Source organism: Streptomyces sp. NPDC051677 (assembly GCF_044453465.1).
In the GTDB taxonomy this organism is placed as follows: Bacteria; Actinomycetota; Actinomycetes; order Streptomycetales; family Streptomycetaceae; genus Streptomyces.
On record NZ_JBITCT010000015.1, the window covers coordinates 192,689 to 210,056 of the forward strand.

Consider the following 17,368-nt stretch of genomic DNA (forward strand, 5'->3'; position numbering starts at 1 on the left):
CGGGAGAGCCGCCCGACGCCGATCTCCCGGCGTGCCTCGGGTCACGAGGTGCGCCGCACCGCCCAGGCCAGGAGCCGCCATGCCTTCGTCCACCCTGCCCGAAACCGGCCTGACGGGGCCGGAAAAGTCGCGTATATCACCAAGGTCCGTCGTGCTGTGGACCGTCGTCGCCCTGCTCGGCGCCGTCGCCTGGGGCGTCCTCGCCCTCGCCCGGGGCGAGCGGATCTCGGCGGTCTGGCTGGTGGTCGCGGCCCTCGGTTCGTACGCGATCGCCTACCGCTTCTACTCCCGCTTCATCGCCCGCCGCGTGCTGCGGCCGGACGACAGCCGGGCCACGCCCGCCGAACGCCTCGAGGACGGCGTCGACTTCCAGCCGACCGACCGCCGTGTGCTGCTCGGCCACCACTTCGCCGCGATCGCCGGCGCCGGACCGCTGGTCGGCCCCGTGCTCGCGGCCCAGATGGGCTACCTGCCCGGCACCCTGTGGATCGTCGCCGGGGTCATCTTCGCCGGCGCCGTGCAGGACATGGTGGTGCTGTTCCTGTCGATGCGCCGGGACGGCAGGTCCCTCGGGCAGCTGGCCCGCGACGAGATCGGCCGGGCGGGCGGCGCCGCCGCCCTCGTCGCCGTCCTCGCCATCATGATCATCCTGCTGGGCGTGCTGGCCCTGGTCGTCGTCAACGCCCTCGCCCACTCCCCGTGGGGGACGTTCTCGGTCGCGATGACCGTGCCCATCGCCCTGTTCATGGGCTTCTGGCTGCACCGCATCCGCCCGGGCCGGGTCGTCGAGACGAGCTTCATCGGCGTGGCCCTGCTGCTGCTCGCGATCGTCGGCGGCAGCTGGGTGCAGAACTCCTCCCTGGCCGACGCCTTCACCCTGAGCCCCACGACCCTCGTCTTCTGCCTGATCGGCTACGGCTTCGTGGCCTCCGTCCTGCCCGTGTGGATGCTCCTCGCCCCGCGCGACTACCTCTCCACCTTCATGAAGATCGGCACGATCGCGCTGCTGGCGGTCGGCGTGGTCGTCGCCGCGCCCGTGCTCAGGGCGGACGCGGTCAGCGACTTCGCGACCTCGGGAGCCGGCCCGGTCTTCGCCGGCTCCCTCTTCCCCTTCCTCTTCATCACCATCGCGTGCGGCGCGCTCTCCGGCTTCCACGCGCTCGTCTCCTCCGGGACGACCCCCAAGCTGATCGAGAAGGAGTCCCAGGTCCGGCTCATCGGCTACGGCGCGATGCTGATGGAGTCCTTCGTCGCGATCATGGCGCTGATCGCCGCGGCCACCCTGGAACCGGGCCTGTACTACGCCATGAACGCACCGGCCGGACTGCTGGGCACGACGGCCGAGTCGGCGTCCCACGCGGTCGCGGGCCTCGGCTTCACCATCACCCCCGACCAGCTGACGCACGCGGCGAAGGCGGTCGAGGAGCAGACCCTGATCGCCCGCTCCGGCGGCGCGCCCACCCTCGCCGTCGGCATGTCGGAGATCTTCTCCGGCATCTTCGGCGGCACCGCGATGAAGGCCTTCTGGTACCACTTCGCCATCATGTTCGAGGCGCTGTTCATCCTGACCACGGTGGACGCGGGCACCCGGGTCGGCCGCTTCATGCTCCAGGACATGCTCGGCAACGTGTGGAAGCCCGTCGGCCGGGTCAACTGGAAGCCCGGCATCTGGCTGTGCAGCGGCCTGGTCGTCGCCGCCTGGGGCTACTTCCTGTACAGCGGCGCCACCGACCCGCTCGGCGGAATCAACCAGCTCTTCCCGCTCTTCGGCATCGCCAACCAACTGCTGGCCGCCATCGCCCTGACCGTCTGCACGACCGTGCTGATCAAGTCCGGCCGACTGCGCTGGGCCTGGGTGACCGGCCTCCCGCTGGTCTGGGTGGTCGCGATCACCTTCACCGCCGGCTGGCAGAAGATCTTCTCCGACGACCCCAGGATCGGCTTCTTCGCCCAGCGCGCGAAGTACGCCGACGCCCTCGACGCCGGCCAGGTGCTCGCGCCCGCGAAGTCCCCGGCCGACATGCACACGGTCGTCGCCAACTCCACCGTGGACGGCGTGCTGATCGCCGTGTTCCTGCTGCTGGTCGCCGTGGTCATCGCGAACGCGGCGGTGGTGTGCGTCCGCGCCGTACGGTCCCCGGCTCCGCTCCCGACGACCGAGGCGCCGTACGTCGCCTCCCGCATCGGCGTGCCGGCGCGGGACGCGGAGCCCCTGGTGGAGTCCCGGTCGTGAGGGCCGCCGCGCGCTGGGTCCGGGCCGTGCGCTGGTACCTGCGGGAGCTGACCGGGGAGGCGGAGTACGACCGCTACTGCGAGCGGCATCGACGCCACCACCCCCTGGCGCCCGTGCCGAACCGGCGGGAGTACCAGGTGCTGCGCAGCCTGCACCGCGAGCAGCACCCGCAGAACCGCTGCTGCTGACGCTGACGCCGGGCCACCCGGCCGGTGCGGTCAGGCCCTGCCGGGGCGGCCAGGGGGAGCTGGGGGAGGCGGACCGCCGGTGCGAGCAGAAAGCCTCGTCCGCGCGCGGCAGCGGGGCGGGTCGGCCGGTCGGCGGTGCGGGCTGGCCCTGCCGGGGCGGCCCGGGGGTGTTGGGGGAGGCGGACCGCCGGTGCGAGCAAGTCGCCTCGTCCGCTCGCGGCAGCGGTGCGGGTCGGCCGGTCGGCGTGCGGGCGGGCCCTGCCGGGGCGGCCCGGTGGAGCTGGGGGAGGCGGACCGCCGGTGCGAGCAAGTCGCCTCGTCCGCTCGCGGCAGCGGGGCCGGTCGGCGGTGCGGGGAGTGGGGGGCCGCTACACCGCCGCCGGCTCGGCCTGTTCTGCCGTTTCCTTCGCTGCCGCCTGGGCCCGGTCGCGGGCCTCGCGGCGGGCCTGGACCACCCAGCCGAAGGGGACGCCCGCGGCGAACAGCCACCACTGGATGGCGTACGCGTAGTTCAGGGCCGCGTCCTCCTTGCCGGGCGCCCCGACCAGCTCGGGGCTGTCGCCCTTCGGCTCGGGCGCGGTCTGCGCGATGTAGCCGCCGAGCACCTGGGCGCCGAGCCGCTGGGCCTGCTGCTCGCTGTTGATCAGCATGACCTGCCGGTCCGGCAGCCCCTTGAGGTTCTTGATGCCGCTCGCCGCGGTCGTCTCGTCGGGCATCAGCCGCCCGATGACGGTGGTCCGGCCGCTCGGCGGCGCGGGGACCTTGGGGAACACGGTCTGACTCGGACCGTCCGCGGGGATCCAGCCCCGGTTGACCATCAGCACCTTGCCGTCCGTCAGGACGAGCGGCGTGAGGACGTGGAAGCCGACCGTCTCGTCGGCGTTCACCCGGCGCCTGACGACGACCTCGTGCGCGGTGTCGAAGGTGCCCGTGGCGGTCACGCTCCGGTACCGCTCGCTGCGGGTGACGGTGTGCCCCGGGGCGGTCAGCTGTTCCACGGGCACCGGGTCGGCCCCGAGCGCGTCGGAGACCAACTGGTTGCGCGCGGTGCGCTCGTCGTAGCGGTGCATCTGCCAGAAGCCCAGCCTGATCATCGTGGGGATGAGGAGGAGAGCGACCAGCGTGAGGATCACCCACTGCCGGGACAACAGGAAGCGGTACACCCCACGACCGTACAACTCGGTCGTGGGGCGCATTCGGGCGGGTACCGGAAGGGAGACCTCCGGGGGCGGCTCACACCTTGTCGACGATCCCCACCTTGCCCTCCGCGCGAGCGCAGTGCGCGCCGCAGAACCAGTGCCCCTCGACCTCGACGCCCTGGCCGATGATCTGGACCCGGCAGTGCTCGCAGATGGGGGCCATACGGTGGATCGCGCAGGAGAAGCAGTCGAAGACGTGCACCGCGCCCTGGGCGTGGACCTCGAAGGTCATTCCGTAGTCATTGCCGCAAACTTCGCATCTCGCCATGGGCCACAGGGTGGGCCGTCGCCCCCGGGCGGGCGAGCGGACGACGGGCGAGTCGCGCGCCAATCACCCGTACGTACGGTCACTCCTCGGCCGACTCCACGTCCCGCAGGAGTTGCCCGAAGGCGGCCTCGTCCACGACGGGCGTCCCGAACTGCCGGGCCTTGACCACCTTCGACGTGCCCGATTCGGGGTCGTTGGTGACCAGCAGGCTGGTCACCCGGGACAGACTCGTGGCGACGTGCAGCCCCGCCTCCGTGGCGCGGTCCTCCAGCAGCTCGCGCTCGACCGACGTGTCCCCCGAGAAGGCGACCCGCATGCCCTGCTTGAGTCTTTTGCCGTCCTCGTACCGCCCGGGGTTGGGATACGGACAGGCGGGCCTCTTGCGGGAGGGCCGCCAACTGCCGGGCCGATAGCCGCCGTACCCGCCGCCGTACCCGCCGCCCGGGCCGCTCGCCTGCTGCCCGATCCGGGGCGCGGGCCGGTCCGACCACTCCGTCAGCGGCCGGCACTCCAGCAGCGGCAGCCGGACCCCGCCCGCCGCCGCGGCCCGCAGACTCGGCCGGAACGCCTCCGCGAGCACGCGCGCGTCGTCGAGCGCATGGTGCGCCCGCTGCTGGACGACGCCGAAGTGGGCCGCCAGCGACTCCAGCTTGTGGTTGGGCAGCGGCAGCCCCAGCTCCTTGGAGAGCGCGATGGTGCACAGCCGCTGCCGCACCGGCGCCTCGCGCTGCGCGCGCGCGTACTCCCGCGCGATCATCTGCCAGTCGAAGACCGCGTTGTGGGCGACGAGCACCCGCCCGTCGAGCCGTGCCGCGAACTCCTCGGCGACGTCCTGGAAAAGAGGCGCGCCCTCAAGCACCTCGCTCGTCAGACCGTGTATCCACACCGGCCCCGGATCGCGCTCCGGGTTGACCAGCGTGTACCAGTGGTCCTCGACCTCACCGCGCGCGTCCAGCCGGTAGACGGCGGCGGAGATGATCCGGTCGTCCCGGGCCAGGCCCGTGGTCTCCACGTCAACGACCGCGTACCCCTGGGGGTACGCGGTCGGCCACTCCGTGGGGGACGGCGCTGTCGTCGTGTGGTCTTCGAGCATGGTCACTGAGGATACGGGCCACCACTGACACCTCGCCGCACCTGCCCCGGGACCAGGGGCGCCAGAAGCCCTTCGGCCCGTACGGAAGTTCGCCCCACGCGCGCGCATGCGCACGATTCGTCGGCCGGTGGTCGCGCAACTGCGGGGCGACGGCGTCCGGTTAGGCGGTAGAGGCGCACGAGCGTCGGTACGAGGCCCATGACGCCCGAGGTGCCATCCTCCCTCCTGTGACGCAACCCACCCACACAGAGGCCCACGACGGCTCCCTCGGATCCCGGCTGAACTGGCTGCGCGCCGCCGTCCTCGGCGCGAACGACGGCATCGTCTCCACCGCGGGCCTCGTCGTCGGCGTGGCCGGCGCGACGGACGACCGCTCGGCGCTGTTGACGGCCGGCCTCGCCGGTCTGCTCGCCGGGTCGATGTCCATGGCGGCGGGGGAGTACGTCTCGATGTCGACGCAACGGGACTCCGAGAAGGCCGCCCTCGCGCTGGAGCGGCGGGAGCTGCGCGAGCAGCCGGCGGCCGAACTGGAGGAGCTGACCGAGCTGCTGGAGGAACGGGGCCTGTCCCGGGAGGTGGCCCGGGAGGCCGCCGTCCAGCTCACGGAACGGGACGCCCTGAAGGCCCACGCGCGCGTGGAGCTCGGCATCGACCCCGACGACCTCACCAACCCCTGGCACGCGGCCTGGGCGAGCTTCCTCGCCTTCACCGCCGGCGCCCTGCTCCCCCTGCTTGCCATCGTCCTGCCCCCGTCGGCCTGGCGTCTCCCGGTGACGGTCGTGTCGGTCCTGGTGGCCCTCACCGTCACGGGCTGGAGCAGCGCCCGCCTGGGCTCGGCGGCGCCGGGGCGCGCGGTGCTGCGCAACGTGGGGGGCGGAGCGCTGGCGATGGGGGTGACGTACGCGGTGGGGGCGCTGTTGGGGGCGGCGGGGGTGTGAAAGTCAGGTCCTGGGGTTGAGGCGTTCGGGCGGGAAGTGTTCGGCGCCGACGACGAGGGTGCCCTTGTTGGTGCGCACCACGAGGTTCTCCAGGTCGGCGAGCGGAGTCAGGTCGATGGGACCCCCGCAGTCCCACAGGGACAGGTGGGTCAGGTCCGGGAGTTCGCGGAGCGGGGCGAGCCCCGAGCTCGGTGGACTCTGGCGCAGGAGAAGGGACGTAAGCCGCTGGTGCCCTTGGAGAGCGGTCAGGTCGATGGGAGCGAATTCGAGGTGAAGTTCGCCCAGATTCGGACACTGCGCGCGGTCCACCTGTCCCCCCTGCAGAGAGCCCGAGAGGGCCAGTAGACGCAGTGCGGGCCAGCGTTCCAGGCCCTGTACGTCGATCTCGCGGCTGGCCATGGTGAAGCCGAGGCCGGTCAGTCCGGGCCGGGCCGGAATCTCCTCGGCGTGACGGATCCCGGCCGGAAAGCCGAGCGTGAGGTGCTCCAGCTCCGGCAGGTCGGCAAGGGGGTCGAGTGACACACGTTCCGAAAGGTCGTGAAGGTACACCTCCCTCAAGGGAAGCTCCCGGAATGGTTCGAGATCTCTCACCTCCGGACAGTTCATGACGGCGAACCTCCTGAGGCCCGGCAGCAGCCGAAGCGGCGACAGGTCGCGCAGCGTGGGGTCGCCGTTGAGCAAGAGGTACGTGAGCCCCTCGCGCTCCAGGATCGCGGGCGGAATTCCGAGCGCACCGTTCAGGGCGATGCACTCCAGGTGCGGCAGAGCGGGCAGCTGGGCCAACTGCTCGGGCGTGCTCACCGTGACATAGGCGTGGGGCCTGAGCGCCGACAACACCAGGTTCGCGTACTCACCGGCGTCGAAGTAGGGCCAGGATTGGGCCAGTTCGTCCGTGACCGCCATCCCGCTGTCCGAGCGGAACCGTGCGATCAGCCCCAGCGCGGCGTCCCCGCCGACTCGCGCCGCCGTCCGCACCACCGCGGCCGCGGTCCTGTCGTCCAGCCCCTCCGGACCCGGCAGCAGTTCCAGCACCAGCTCGCCGACCTTCGCAAGCTCCTCCGCCTCCTCCGGCGAGCGCGGCGGCATCAACTCCTCGGCCCGCGACTCGACTTCCCGCCGCACCACCGGCTCCAGCTCCGGCGCGTGCTCCAGACTCGCCGCCGCCAGCAGCACCAGCCGGTGCCGGTGCCGCTGCTCCTTGTCCGCCCTGCGCAGCAACTGCCTCAGCAACCGGGTGCGTTCCTCCACGCGCGCGTGTCCCACCGCCATGCGGACGACGTCGTCCCACTGGTCGTCGTGCGCGCTGCGCACCAGCGCCCCGAAGTCCCGGGCATCGACGGCCGCCTTCGCCCCCAGGTAGTCCTGGAAGGTGCGGTGGACGAAGTCCACGTAACCCGGCACCGGTTCGCGCAGCAGCCCGCTGCGGATCAACAGGTGCGCGAAGACCTGCTCGGCGTCGCCCTGTTGCCGCACCTGCGGCATCGCCGCCAGCCACTCGTCCAGCATCGAGACGACCTCCTCCCGGGCCGCCTCCACCTGGTCGTTGCGGATCATCCAGTACGCCAGCCGCTGGAGCAGCGCCGTCTGTTCGTCACGGGAGAGGACGACGCCCTCGACCGGGGAGATGTCCCGCTCCGTGTCCCGTCGCACCAGCAGCATGTCCAGGGCCGCGTCGTACAGTTCCTTGCGCGCGCGGGGCAGGTACGTGCGCCGGTCCCGGTTCAGGGCGCACAGCAGCGCGCACATCAGCGGGTTCGTCGCGAGCCGGCCCAGGTCGCGGCGGGTGGTCACCGCCTCGGTCAGGCCGGCCTCGTACTGGTCGAGCAGCTGCCGTTCCTCGTCCGAGGCGCACTCCTGGCGGGCCGCGTCGTGCCAGTGCCGGACGAACGCCCGGATGTCGTCGCGCTCCATCGGCAGCAGGGTCTGCGCCGTGAAACCCTCGGGCGCCAGCCAGTCTTCCGGGACCGCCGACGGCCGGGTGGTGATCACGTAGCGGGCCTGCGGGAAGGCCGTCAGCAGCGACTTCAGCCATCTCTCCGTACGATCGCGCAGCCGCTGCGGCACCTCGTCGACGCCGTCGACCAGGACCAACGCCCGTCCGCTGCCCAGCAGTTGCTCGACCCAGCCCTGCGGCGCCCGCAGCGGTACGCCGGAGGCGGTCAGGAAGTCCTCGGGCAGCGGCAGTCCGTCGAGCGTGGTGAACGAGCGGAGTCGCAGGACGAACGGCACGCAGCGGTTCCAGTCCGCGAGCTGCGTGCCGAAGCTGCGCCGGGCTGCGTTGAGCGCCAGCCACTGCATCAGCGTCGACTTGCCCGAACCGGCCGGGCCCCGCAGCAGCAGCCGCCGGCGGTCCGCGAGCGCCTGTTCCACCTTCACCGGCGTCCACGCCCCGTCCGGCAGTCCCTCGCCCGGCGGCCCGTGGCGCCGCTCCCCGCTCACGGCCAGGCTCAGGTACGCCGTGTCCAGCGGCCACTCGGCACTGCGCCGGCCACCGAGGGTGACGCCGAACAGTTCCAGCCGGGCGTGGGCCGCGGCGACGAAGTCCGCGTACCGCTGCTCGAAGGCCAGGTGGGCCGGCGGCTCCGGGTCCGCCCGGTCCCGCAGCAGAGCCCCGGTCCGCCGGGTCTGCTCCACCGCCGCGCGCGCCGCGAACGACGGCTGTGCGGTGAGCTGTTCGACGACGTGCGCGCAGCACAGCCGCAGCAACTCCGCGTAGAGGTTCCGAGCCGGTTCCGCCAGGTCGTCCACGGGGCGGCGCAGGTCGTCCGCGAGCCGCCAGGGGTCGAGGTCCGCCGCGAACAAGCGGTCGGAGGTGAGCTCGCCCGCCGCCGCGAACGTGTCCTGGACCGCGGTGAGGGCCGCCAGCCGCTCGTGCTCCGGCAGCGCCGCGTACCCGTCCGCGATCCGCCCGCCCAGCACCCGCGCGAGTCTCTCCGGCCCGGCCGGCCTGGGCAGCGGCCGTATCGGATCCGGTACCAGTCCCGCGCCCGAACCCGGCTTGAGCATCGACTTCGCGACCGTCGAGACCACCGTCGACGCCAGCCGCACCACCACGACTTCGAGTCCCTGCATCCCCCGGCCTCCCCGTCCGCCGTCCACGGCATCGTAGGCAGGGCCCGCCGGGCCGTTGGCGGAGATCGCCAAGAAGCAAGCGCGTACCGTGGGGAATACTTGTGGGTAACAACGTCTAGCCGCGGCCCACCAGCGGTTCTACGGTGCCTGCATGCCGAACCTGCCCGATGTCGTGCTGTGGTCGATACCCGCCTTCGTGCTGCTCACCGTGGTCGAGATGATCAGCGTCCGCATCCATCCCGACGAGGCCGCGGCCGGGTACGAGGCGAAGGACGCCGTGACGAGCGTCGGCATGGGGCTCGGGAGTCTCCTCTTCGACTTCCTCTGGAAGATCCCGATCGTCGCGATCTACACCGCGATCCACGAACTCACGCCCCTGCGCGTCCCCGTCCTGTGGTGGACGCTCCCGCTGATGCTGCTCGCGCAGGACTTCTTCTACTACTGGTCCCACCGCGGTCACCACGTCATCCGCGTCCTGTGGGCCTGTCACGTCGTCCACCACTCCAGCGAGAAGTTCAACCTCACCACCGCGCTGCGCCAGCCCTGGACCACGCTGACCGTCTGGCCGTTCTACGTCCCCCTGATCGCCCTCGGCGTCCACCCGGCCGCGCTCGCGTTCTGCTCCTCGGCCAACCTCGTCTACCAGTTCTGGATCCACACCGAGCGGATCGACAAGCTGCCCCGGTGGTTCGAGTTCGTGTTCAACACGCCCTCCCACCACCGCGTCCACCACGCCTCCCAGGGCGGCTACCTGGACCGCAACTTCGGCGGCATCCTCATTGTCTGGGACCGGCTCTTCCACTCCTTCGTGCCCGAGGTGGACCGGCCCGTCTACGGGTTGACCAAGAACATCGGCACGTTCAACCCGATCAAGGTGGCCACGCACGAGTACGTCGCAATCGCCAAGGACCTGAAGGCGGCGAGCGGTTGGCGCGAACGGACGGGGCGGGTGTTCCGCGGGCCCGGCTGGCAGCCGGCGTCGACCGCCGCAGCCGCCCCCGCCCCGTCGTCGGTCGAGGAGAACGCGGCCGCGTGAACCCCCGCCTCCCGCTCGCCGCCTTCGGCCTCGCCACGGCCGTGGACCTGATCTCCCTCGCGGCGGGCTTCGACACGGGGCATGTCCTCGCCAAGCCGCTGCTCATGCCCCTCCTCGCCGCCTGGGCCGCCCTGCGCGGCGCGCCCCGGCCGCTGGTCGCCGCCCTCCTGTGCGGCTGGGGCGGCGACGTCCTGCTGCTCCGTGACGCCGACCCCGCCTTCCTCGCCGGCATGGCCTCCTTCGCCGCCGGACACGTCTGCTACCTGGCGCTGTTCGCGCGCAGCGGCCGCCCACGCGCGCGCGGCGCTCTCCTCGCCCCCTACGCCGTCGCCCTGATCGCCACCGTCGCCCTGCTGTGGCCCGGCCTCCCCACGGACCTGCGCCTCCCCGTCGCCGTCTACAGCACCCTGCTCACGGCCATGGCCTTCTCCGCCGTCACCCGGCTCGGCCCGGTCGCCGGCGCGGGCGGCGCGCTGTTCCTGCTCTCCGACACCCTCATCGCGACCGGCGTCGCCGACTGGCCGCAGCCCCCGCGCCCCGACCTGTGGATCATGCTCACCTACATCGCCGCACAGTTCCTGCTGGTCCACGGCGCCCTCGGCGCCCTCGGCGGGCGACGCGCGTCGGCGACGTCGTACGGCGCAGCACGCTCGACGACCCCTTGAGCGCACGTACACCAGAGACGAGAAGGACCCTGGGAAGCGCATCATGGGTGCGGCGCGCCTGCATCTGCGGCGGCGACCCGCGGGCGCACCGCGGCGAGGCGGCCCGGCAGCCCGGCAGCCCGACAGCCCGGCAGTCCGGCAGCCCGGGCCGGGGGTCCCCCAGCCGGCTCCGACGTGACGACGCTGACCGTCATCCGTTGGTCGGCAGCGGCAATGCCGTCAGCAACCCCGACACCGCGACCACCACACCCAGCGTGACGATCTCCACGCGCGCGGGGGAGCAGGCGGTCAGCGGGTCGGGCGCCTGGCGCAGCCGGGTCCGCGCCCACAGGGCGAGCAGGGCGACCGCGCCGACGAGGAGCACCTTGGCGAGCAGCACGCGCCCGTACGCCGTTGTCGTGAGCTGGTCGAGCACGCTCGCCGACGGCAGCCGGCGCAGCGAACTGCACAGCCCGGTCGCGGTCACCCCGGCGAACAGGACGGCCGCCACGCGCGCGTAGAGCCCGAGCACCGCGGCCCCCGCCTCGCCGCCGCCCCACCGCCGCAGCGTACGGAGCACGTTCAGCAGTCCGCCCGCCCACAGGGCCGAGCAGGTCAGGTGTACGACCGTCAGTCCGGAGCCGATCAGCGGGGTGTGCTCGGTCGGCGGGTGCGCGCGCAGCGCCTCCGCCAGGACGACGGCGGCGAGCGGCCACATCTGATGGTCCGGCCGGCGCGAGAGCGCGCACAGCCCGGCCATCGCGAACGCGATCGCCTCCAGCAGCGCGAGGACCCCGCCCCGTGAGCCGTGACCGTGCGGCGCCAGCTCTCCGGCCGTCGCGGCGGCGGCGAACCCCACGACGGCCGCGTACGGCGCCCAGTCGCCCGGTCGGTCGGCCGGGGCGTCGGGCAGCCGCCGGACGAGTCCGCTCACGAACACCTCGCCCACCTGCACGGACAGCGCTGCGAACAGCGCCGCCCGCAACAGCGCGACCACGCCGGAATCCGGGGCCGTGCCCTCCCCCGTGCCGTGCGCGGCGACGGACGGCCCGAGCAGGGGGACCAGTGCCCCGAGCGCCACCAGGACGAGCAGCGCAACGGCCCGGCCGGGGCCGAGGCCGGTACGGCGTGCGGTGTCGATTGCTTCGGTCGGTCGTATGAGGGCCATGGCAGGATCTTCACCATGTACGACAAAAGGGGGCAAGCCGACCTGAAGCGGTCGGGGGACGTGGCGCCCACCCGGGAGTGAATCGTCGGCGGCTCAGAGCCAGCGCGCCGGATCGGCCCCCCAGACCCCGGGCGGCCGCGTCCAGTCGCCCGGCCCGCCGTCGAACGACACCGCCGGAAGGGCGTACCGCAGCCGCCCGATACGGCTGTCGGTCTCCGCGAGCCAGGGCTCCGGGCCCCCGTACGCGCCGCCGCTCACCTCGCCGCCCGCTTCCCGCCGCTCCTCCTTGGGCATCCCTTTGCCCTCCCCTTCGCCCATCCGGACCCCCTTCCCTGCGTCCGTTCCGCTGCCGCCGTCCCGGCCGGCGCCCTCGGTCAGCCATGCCGCCGTCCGCGCCAGCGCCAGCCGCACGAACCGACTGCCGCCGTCATGGGACTGCTCGGTCAGCGCCCGCAGCACGGCCGCCGCCAGCAGATAGCCGGTGCCGTGGTCGAGGGCCTGCGCGGGCAGCGCGCCGGGCCGCTCGGCCGAGCCCTCGACGGTCGCGATGCCGGTGGCCGTCTGCACCAGGCTGTCGAAGCCGCGCCGCCCGCTCCACGGCCCGTACGCGCCCCACGCCGACACCTGTGCCACGACCAGCCCGGGCCGGCGTTCGGCCAGCGCCTCGGGGGAGAGCCCGAACCGGTCCAGGGCGCCCGGCCGGTACCCCGTGACCACGACGTCCGCCGCCGCGAGCAACTCCTCGAAGGCGCGCCGGTCCGCCGTCAGGTCCAGCAGCGCCGAGCGCTTGCCGAAGTCCGTGTCGGCGTGCTGGTCGGCAAGCTCGGGCAGGTGGGGCGCGTCGAGACGCAGGACGTCCGCGCCCAGCAGGGCGAGGGTGCGGGTGGCGACCGGTCCGGCGAGCACCCGGGTCAGGTCCAGGACGCGCAGCCCGGCGGCGGGCAGCAGCGGGGGGCCGTCCAGCGGCGTGAACGCACGCGCGCGTGCCTCGTCCAGTCGGCCCCGCTCGACCAGGGGGCGAGCGGCTACCGCGGCCGCCTGCTCGTGCGCGGCCCACTCTCCGGGCGTGCGCAACGCGACGGCCAGGCCCCCGGCCGCGTACACCGCGTTCTCCACGTCCAGGGCGCGGCGTTCGGCGAGCGCCGCTTCCACGGCGGCCGGGGCGGTGTCCTCGGGGTGCGCGGTGAGGTCGAGCGCCTTCAGCAACCGCGCGCGGTGGTGGGGGTAGTTGGCGTGGGTGCGCACCCATCCGTCGGCCGTGCGCCAGAACCGCGACAGCGGGGCGAAGAGGACCGGCGCCCGCCCGTCGACCAGCACCTGGCGCTCACTGGTGAACGCGGTGGCCACCGCCCCGTCGTCCACCCGGACCGCGGGCGTCTTCGCGAGCCCGGCCCGCCGCGCCCCCAGCTCGGCGGCGGCCAGCGCGCACGCGCCCGTACAGGCCCGCGCCAGCTCCCGGACGGGAAGGCGCCCCTGAAGAGCGCCTTCCCGCACCACGGTCGACACCCGCGGAAGAAGAGCGGGGTCGCCGCCCACCGCGGACCAGGCAATCTCGATACCAGTCATGGCTGCATGATGCAGCAGTGACGGCATCACCGTCAGGAACCTGCGTGGGTCCTACACGGAGTCCTGCGCGACCTACTTCTTCACGGCCTTGAGCGCGTTGACGACGCCGAAGCCGAAGAAGCCGTTGACGCGCTTGCCGCCGACGCACGTCGCGTCCACGACGCCGTCACCGTCGCCGTCGTACGGCCCGGCCGGGCATGCCGTGCTGTCGGCCTGCATCTTGAGCAGCGCCTGCAGCTGGGCCGGCGTCGCCCACGGGTGCGTCGACTTCAGCAGCGCGGCCACACCGGACACGTGCGGCGACGCCATCGAGGTGCCCTGCAGGAAGCCGTAGGCGTTGTTCGGCATGGTCGACAGGACGCGCCCGTTGGCCGACGGGGTGTCCGGGATCTGGTACTTGTCGCCGCCCGGAGCCGCGACGTCGACGACGCCCAGACCGTAGCTGGAGTAGTACGACTTGGCGCCCTTGACGCCCGTCGCGCTCACCGTGACGACGCCCGGCAGCTGGGTCGGGACGTCGAAGCACTCGTGCGGGTCGACCGTCCGCGTCACCGGCGTGGAGTCGTCGGGGCTGGAGGAGTCGACGAGAGCGTCGGAGTCCAGGTCGTGGTTGGAGTTGCCCGCCGAGGCGACGTTGAGCGTGCCCTTCTTCTGGGCGTACAGCTGGGCCCGGTTGACCGCGTCGACGATGGCCTTCTGGTCGGGGTCGTCCATGCAGTTGTACAGCCACGGGTCGACGTAGTAGCTGTTGTTCGTGACCTCGACGCCGTGGTCGGCGGCGAACACGAAGGCGCAGACGACGTTCTCCGGGTAGAAGAGGCCGTCCTTGGGGTCGCTCACCTTGATGCCGGCGACCTTCACCCCGGGCGCGACGCCCGCCACGCCGATGCCGTTGCGGGCCGCCGCGATCTCACCGGCGACATGCGTGCCGTGGTAGTCCTCGGCCGGGTTGTACGGCCGCCACGCGCCGGGGGTGGTGTCCGCGACGCCGCCGACGCAGTTCGCCGACTGGGACGCGGAGAAGTTCGGCGCGAGATCCGGGTGGGTGTCGTCGACGCCGGTGTCGATCACGGCGACCGTCACCTTCTTGCTGCCCGGGTTGATCTCGGCGGCCTTGTCGGCGCCGATCGCCCGCAGGTCCCACTGGTCGGCCTCGAGCGGCTCGCTCTGGCCGGCCGCGTCGGACGCCTTCTCGATCTTCGCGGCCTCCGCCTTCGACAGGACCTGCGCCGCACCCTCGTCGGTGGTCCCGGCGGCGCTCAGCGGCGCGGTACGGGTCGCACCGGCCGACTGCACCCCGCGCACCGCGCGTATCCGCGAGCCGAAGTCGGGGTTCGCCGAGTGCACGACGAGCACGCCGATCTTGTCGTACGCCGCGACGACGCTGCCGCCGGCCGCGGCGATCGCCTTCTTCACCGACGCGATCGTGCGGTGGTCCACCTTCGTGTTGACGACGTACGCCAGGGTGCCAGCGTCGGCGGTCTGGGTGGCGGAGGTCGTGACCGGGGCCGCCGAGGCCGCCGTCGGCAGGAAGCCGAGGGAGGCGGTCAGCGACAGCACGACGGGCACCGCGAGAGCGAGGCGGCGTCTGGAAGGCAGATGAGCCATGGGGTCTCCACATCATCCGGAAACGGGACCTGTCCAAGCACAGGTGCTGCTTGGACAGGTACATGACGGGTGGTGCTCGCCCGAAGCTATCTCCCTGACTCACCGGCCAGCAATGATTTCCAGGCTGCGAGTTTGCCGACCCATGACCTGACGCGGCCCACGCTCGTTGGTCATGTCCTGCCGAAGGCCACTTCGAACAAGCCGCCCGATGCGTTGAACCCGTCCCCGTGCGGCCCCGTGACCTTGGGCAGGGAGCGAGAGGGAACTCTTCTCCTCTCGCCGTCCGACCCGCATCCGCAACGAGGAGACTCCGTGGCCACCGAGACACCGCCCCCCTCGAAAACCCCAGCCCAACTCCCCTCCGCCGAGGAGTTCGTCGCGGTGCAGGAGAGCGCGGAGTTCGGTGAACTGCGCAGCTCCTACCGCGGCTTCGCCTTTCCGCTGACCGTCGCCTTCATCGCCTGGTACCTGCTGTACGTCCTGCTGTCCAACTACGCGGGCGACTTCATGGGCACCAAGCTCTTCGGCAACATCAACGTCGCCCTCGCCCTGGGCCTCGCCCAGTTCCTCACCACGTTCCTCATCGCCTGGTGGTACGCGCGCACGGCCGCCGCCAGGTTCGACCCCAAGGCCGAGGCCATCAAGTCCCGTATGGAGGGCGACGCATGAGCCCCGCTCAGCACACCACCCTGCTCGCGGCCGGTGAGGCGAGCGAGCACCGCACCCTGATCATCACCCTGTTCGCGGTCTTCGTCGTCGCGACCCTCGTCATCACCGTCTGGGCCGGCCGCCAGACCAAGGACGCCGCCGACTTCTACGCCGGCGGCCGCCAGTTCACCGGCTTCCAGAACGGCCTCGCCGTCTCCGGCGACTACATGTCCGCCGCGTCCTTCCTCGGCATCGCCGGCGCCATCGCCCTCTTCGGCTACGACGGCTTCCTGTACTCCATCGGCTTCCTCGTCGCCTGGCTGGTCGCCCTGCTCCTGGTCGCCGAGCCGCTGCGCAACTCCGGCCGCTACACGATGGGCGACGTCCTGGCGTACCGCATGCGCCAGCGCCCCGTCCGCACGGCCGCGGGCACCTCCACCATCGTCGTCTCGATCTTCTACCTGCTGGCCCAGATGGCGGGCGCGGGCGTCCTGGTCTCGCTGCTCCTCGGCATCACCAGCGACGGCGGCAAGATCGGCATCGTGGCCCTGGTCGGCGTCCTGATGATCGTCTACGTGACGATCGGCGGCATGAAGGGCACCACCTGGGTCCAGATGGTCAAGGCGGTCCTGCTGATCGCGGGCGCTCTTCTGCTCACCTTCCTGGTGCTGCTGAAGTTCGACTTCAACGTCTCCGACCTGCTCGGCTCGGCCGCCGACAACAGCGGCAAGGGCACGGCCTTCCTGGAGCCCGGCCTGAAGTACGGCGCCACCGGCACCACCAAGCTGGACTTCATCTCCCTCGGCATCGCCCTGGTCCTGGGCACCGCCGGCCTGCCGCACATCCTGATCCGCTTCTACACCGTGCCCACCGCCAAGGCCGCCCGTAAGTCGGTCATCTGGGCCATCGGCCTGATCGGCGCCTTCTACCTGATGACCCTCGCCCTCGGCTTCGGCGCCGCCGCGCTGATCAAGCCGGACGAGATCATCGCGTCCAACAAGGCCGGCAACACGGCAGCGCCGCTGCTGGCACTGCATCTGGGCGGAGTCGACTCCAACTGGGGCGCGATCCTGCTGGCCACCATCTCGGCGGTCGCCTTCGCCACGATCCTCGCGGTCGTCGCCGGCCTCACCCTCGCCTCGTCCTCGTCGTTCGCGCACGACATCTACGCGAACGTCATCAAGCGAGGCCAGGCCACCGAGAAGCAGGAGATGAGCGCGGCCCGCTACGCCACGGTCGGCATCGGCGCCGTCTCCATCCTCCTGGGCGCCCTCGCCCGCGATCTGAACGTGGCCGGCCTGGTCGCCCTGGCCTTCGCGGTCGCCGCCTCCGCCAACCTTCCGACGATCCTCTACAGCCTCTTCTGGAAGCGGTTCACCACCGCCGGAGCCCTGTGGTCGATCTACGGCGGCCTGGTCACCGCCGTCGGCCTGGTGCTGTTCTCGCCGGTCGTCTCCGGCAAGCCCAGCTCGATGTTCCCGGACGTCGACTTCCACTGGTTCCCGCTGGAGAACCCCGGCCTCATCTCGATCCCGGTCGGCTTCCTGCTGGGCATCGTCGGCACCCTCCTGTCGAAGGAAGAGCCCGACGACAAGAAGTACGCCGAACTGGAGGTCCGCTCCCTGACCGGCACCGGAGCCCACTGAGCACCCACTGACCACACCCCCCTCCGAGGCCGCGTCGTAGCTCTCTACGACGCGGCCGCGT

14 protein-coding genes are annotated in these 17,368 nt (G+C 72.2%); 7 read left to right on the forward strand and 7 right to left on the reverse strand.

Translation table 11 applies throughout. The annotated features are described in order from the left end of the window. Nucleotides 1-79: 79 nt before the first annotated feature. Together ACIBAF_RS20120 and ACIBAF_RS20125 are read left to right on the forward strand one after the other, a co-directional pair. Nucleotides 80-2,233 carry a carbon starvation CstA family protein gene (locus ACIBAF_RS20120; protein ID WP_399464558.1) on the forward strand — a complete coding sequence of 718 codons (2,154 nt, stop codon included), beginning with the start codon at nt 80-82 and terminating at the stop codon, nt 2,231-2,233. After that, on the forward strand, nt 2,230-2,421 hold the full coding sequence (locus ACIBAF_RS20125) for a YbdD/YjiX family protein (RefSeq protein ID WP_399464559.1): 192 nt from the start codon (nt 2,230-2,232) through the stop codon (nt 2,419-2,421). Before ACIBAF_RS20120 ends, ACIBAF_RS20125 begins: the two co-directional genes overlap by 4 nt. Before the next feature lie 368 nt (nt 2,422-2,789). Here ACIBAF_RS20125 and ACIBAF_RS20130 read toward each other — a convergent pair whose 3' ends face one another. From ACIBAF_RS20130 to ACIBAF_RS20140, 3 genes are all read right to left on the reverse strand, one after another. Next, on the reverse strand, nt 2,790-3,584 hold the full coding sequence (locus ACIBAF_RS20130; protein WP_399464560.1) for an SURF1 family protein: 795 nt from the start codon (nt 3,582-3,584) through the stop codon (nt 2,790-2,792). Between the two features lie 70 nt (nt 3,585-3,654). Continuing rightward, nucleotides 3,655-3,888, reverse strand: a complete 234-nt coding sequence (locus ACIBAF_RS20135) for a hypothetical protein (RefSeq protein ID WP_327314146.1) — start codon at nt 3,886-3,888, stop codon at nt 3,655-3,657. A 79-nt stretch (nt 3,889-3,967) separates the two neighbouring features. Then, the gene (locus tag ACIBAF_RS20140; RefSeq protein ID WP_399464561.1) at nt 3,968-4,981 is read right to left on the reverse strand and encodes a DEDDh family exonuclease; all 1,014 of its coding nucleotides are present in this window, start codon (nt 4,979-4,981) and stop codon (nt 3,968-3,970) included. Nucleotides 4,982-5,208: 227 nt separating this feature from the next. On the opposite strand from ACIBAF_RS20140, the gene ACIBAF_RS20145 reads away from it, so the two are divergent. Beyond that, on the forward strand, nt 5,209-5,919 hold the full coding sequence (locus ACIBAF_RS20145; protein ID WP_399464562.1) for a VIT family protein: 711 nt from the start codon (nt 5,209-5,211) through the stop codon (nt 5,917-5,919). A gap of 3 nt (nt 5,920-5,922) precedes the next feature. Here the strand turns inward: ACIBAF_RS20145 and ACIBAF_RS20150 are convergent, their stop codons facing one another. Next, nucleotides 5,923-8,991: an NACHT domain-containing protein gene (locus ACIBAF_RS20150; RefSeq protein WP_399464563.1), complete on the reverse strand. Its 3,069-nt coding sequence runs from the start codon at nt 8,989-8,991 to the stop codon at nt 5,923-5,925. A gap of 151 nt (nt 8,992-9,142) precedes the next feature. On the opposite strand from ACIBAF_RS20150, the gene ACIBAF_RS20155 reads away from it, so the two are divergent. Together ACIBAF_RS20155 and ACIBAF_RS20160 are read left to right on the forward strand one after the other, a co-directional pair. Continuing rightward, nucleotides 9,143-10,027: a sterol desaturase family protein gene (locus ACIBAF_RS20155; protein ID WP_399464564.1), complete on the forward strand. Its 885-nt coding sequence runs from the start codon at nt 9,143-9,145 to the stop codon at nt 10,025-10,027. After that, nucleotides 10,024-10,692, forward strand: a complete 669-nt coding sequence (locus ACIBAF_RS20160; RefSeq protein WP_399464565.1) for a lysoplasmalogenase — start codon at nt 10,024-10,026, stop codon at nt 10,690-10,692. The genes ACIBAF_RS20155 and ACIBAF_RS20160 overlap by 4 nt, the downstream gene beginning before the upstream one ends. 190 nt (nt 10,693-10,882) lie before the next feature. Here ACIBAF_RS20160 and ACIBAF_RS20165 read toward each other — a convergent pair whose 3' ends face one another. The 3 genes from ACIBAF_RS20165 to ACIBAF_RS20175 form a co-directional block, all read right to left on the reverse strand. Further along, the gene (locus ACIBAF_RS20165) at nt 10,883-11,839 is read right to left on the reverse strand and encodes a copper resistance D family protein (protein ID WP_399464566.1); all 957 of its coding nucleotides are present in this window, start codon (nt 11,837-11,839) and stop codon (nt 10,883-10,885) included. A gap of 93 nt (nt 11,840-11,932) precedes the next feature. After that, nucleotides 11,933-13,405: a CoA transferase gene (locus ACIBAF_RS20170; RefSeq protein WP_399464567.1), complete on the reverse strand. Its 1,473-nt coding sequence runs from the start codon at nt 13,403-13,405 to the stop codon at nt 11,933-11,935. Nucleotides 13,406-13,477: 72 nt separating this feature from the next. Further along, nucleotides 13,478-15,013, reverse strand: a complete 1,536-nt coding sequence (locus tag ACIBAF_RS20175; protein WP_399464568.1) for a S8 family serine peptidase — start codon at nt 15,011-15,013, stop codon at nt 13,478-13,480. 312 nt (nt 15,014-15,325) lie between these two features. On the opposite strand from ACIBAF_RS20175, the gene ACIBAF_RS20180 reads away from it, so the two are divergent. Beyond that, a complete protein-coding gene (locus ACIBAF_RS20180) occupies nt 15,326-15,682 on the forward strand; it encodes a DUF485 domain-containing protein (RefSeq protein WP_399464569.1) in 357 nt (118 codons plus the stop codon). Continuing rightward, complete coding sequence (locus ACIBAF_RS20185; protein ID WP_399464570.1) at nt 15,679-17,307, forward strand: cation acetate symporter; 1,629 nt, start codon at nt 15,679-15,681, stop codon at nt 17,305-17,307. The genes ACIBAF_RS20180 and ACIBAF_RS20185 overlap by 4 nt, the downstream gene beginning before the upstream one ends. The last annotated feature ends 61 nt before the right edge of the window (nt 17,308-17,368 follow it).

What these genes read in the sequence shown, in the direction of transcription:
- ACIBAF_RS20120 (WP_399464558.1), top strand. Translation starts at nt 80, where the DNA reads ATGCCTTCGTCCACCCTGCCCGAAACCGGCCTGACGGGGCCGGAAAAG.
- ACIBAF_RS20135 (WP_327314146.1), bottom strand. Translation starts at nt 3,888, where the DNA reads ATGGCGAGATGCGAAGTTTGCGGCAATGACTACGGAATGACCTTCGAG.
- ACIBAF_RS20140 (WP_399464561.1), bottom strand. Translation starts at nt 4,981, where the DNA reads ATGCTCGAAGACCACACGACGACAGCGCCGTCCCCCACGGAGTGGCCG.
- ACIBAF_RS20150 (WP_399464563.1), bottom strand. Translation starts at nt 8,991, where the DNA reads ATGCAGGGACTCGAAGTCGTGGTGGTGCGGCTGGCGTCGACGGTGGTC.
- ACIBAF_RS20155 (WP_399464564.1), top strand. Translation starts at nt 9,143, where the DNA reads ATGCCGAACCTGCCCGATGTCGTGCTGTGGTCGATACCCGCCTTCGTG.
- ACIBAF_RS20165 (WP_399464566.1), bottom strand. Translation starts at nt 11,839, where the DNA reads ATGGCCCTCATACGACCGACCGAAGCAATCGACACCGCACGCCGTACC.
- ACIBAF_RS20170 (WP_399464567.1), bottom strand. Translation starts at nt 13,405, where the DNA reads ATGACTGGTATCGAGATTGCCTGGTCCGCGGTGGGCGGCGACCCCGCT.
- ACIBAF_RS20175 (WP_399464568.1), bottom strand. Translation starts at nt 15,013, where the DNA reads ATGGCTCATCTGCCTTCCAGACGCCGCCTCGCTCTCGCGGTGCCCGTC.
- ACIBAF_RS20185 (WP_399464570.1), top strand. Translation starts at nt 15,679, where the DNA reads ATGAGCCCCGCTCAGCACACCACCCTGCTCGCGGCCGGTGAGGCGAGC.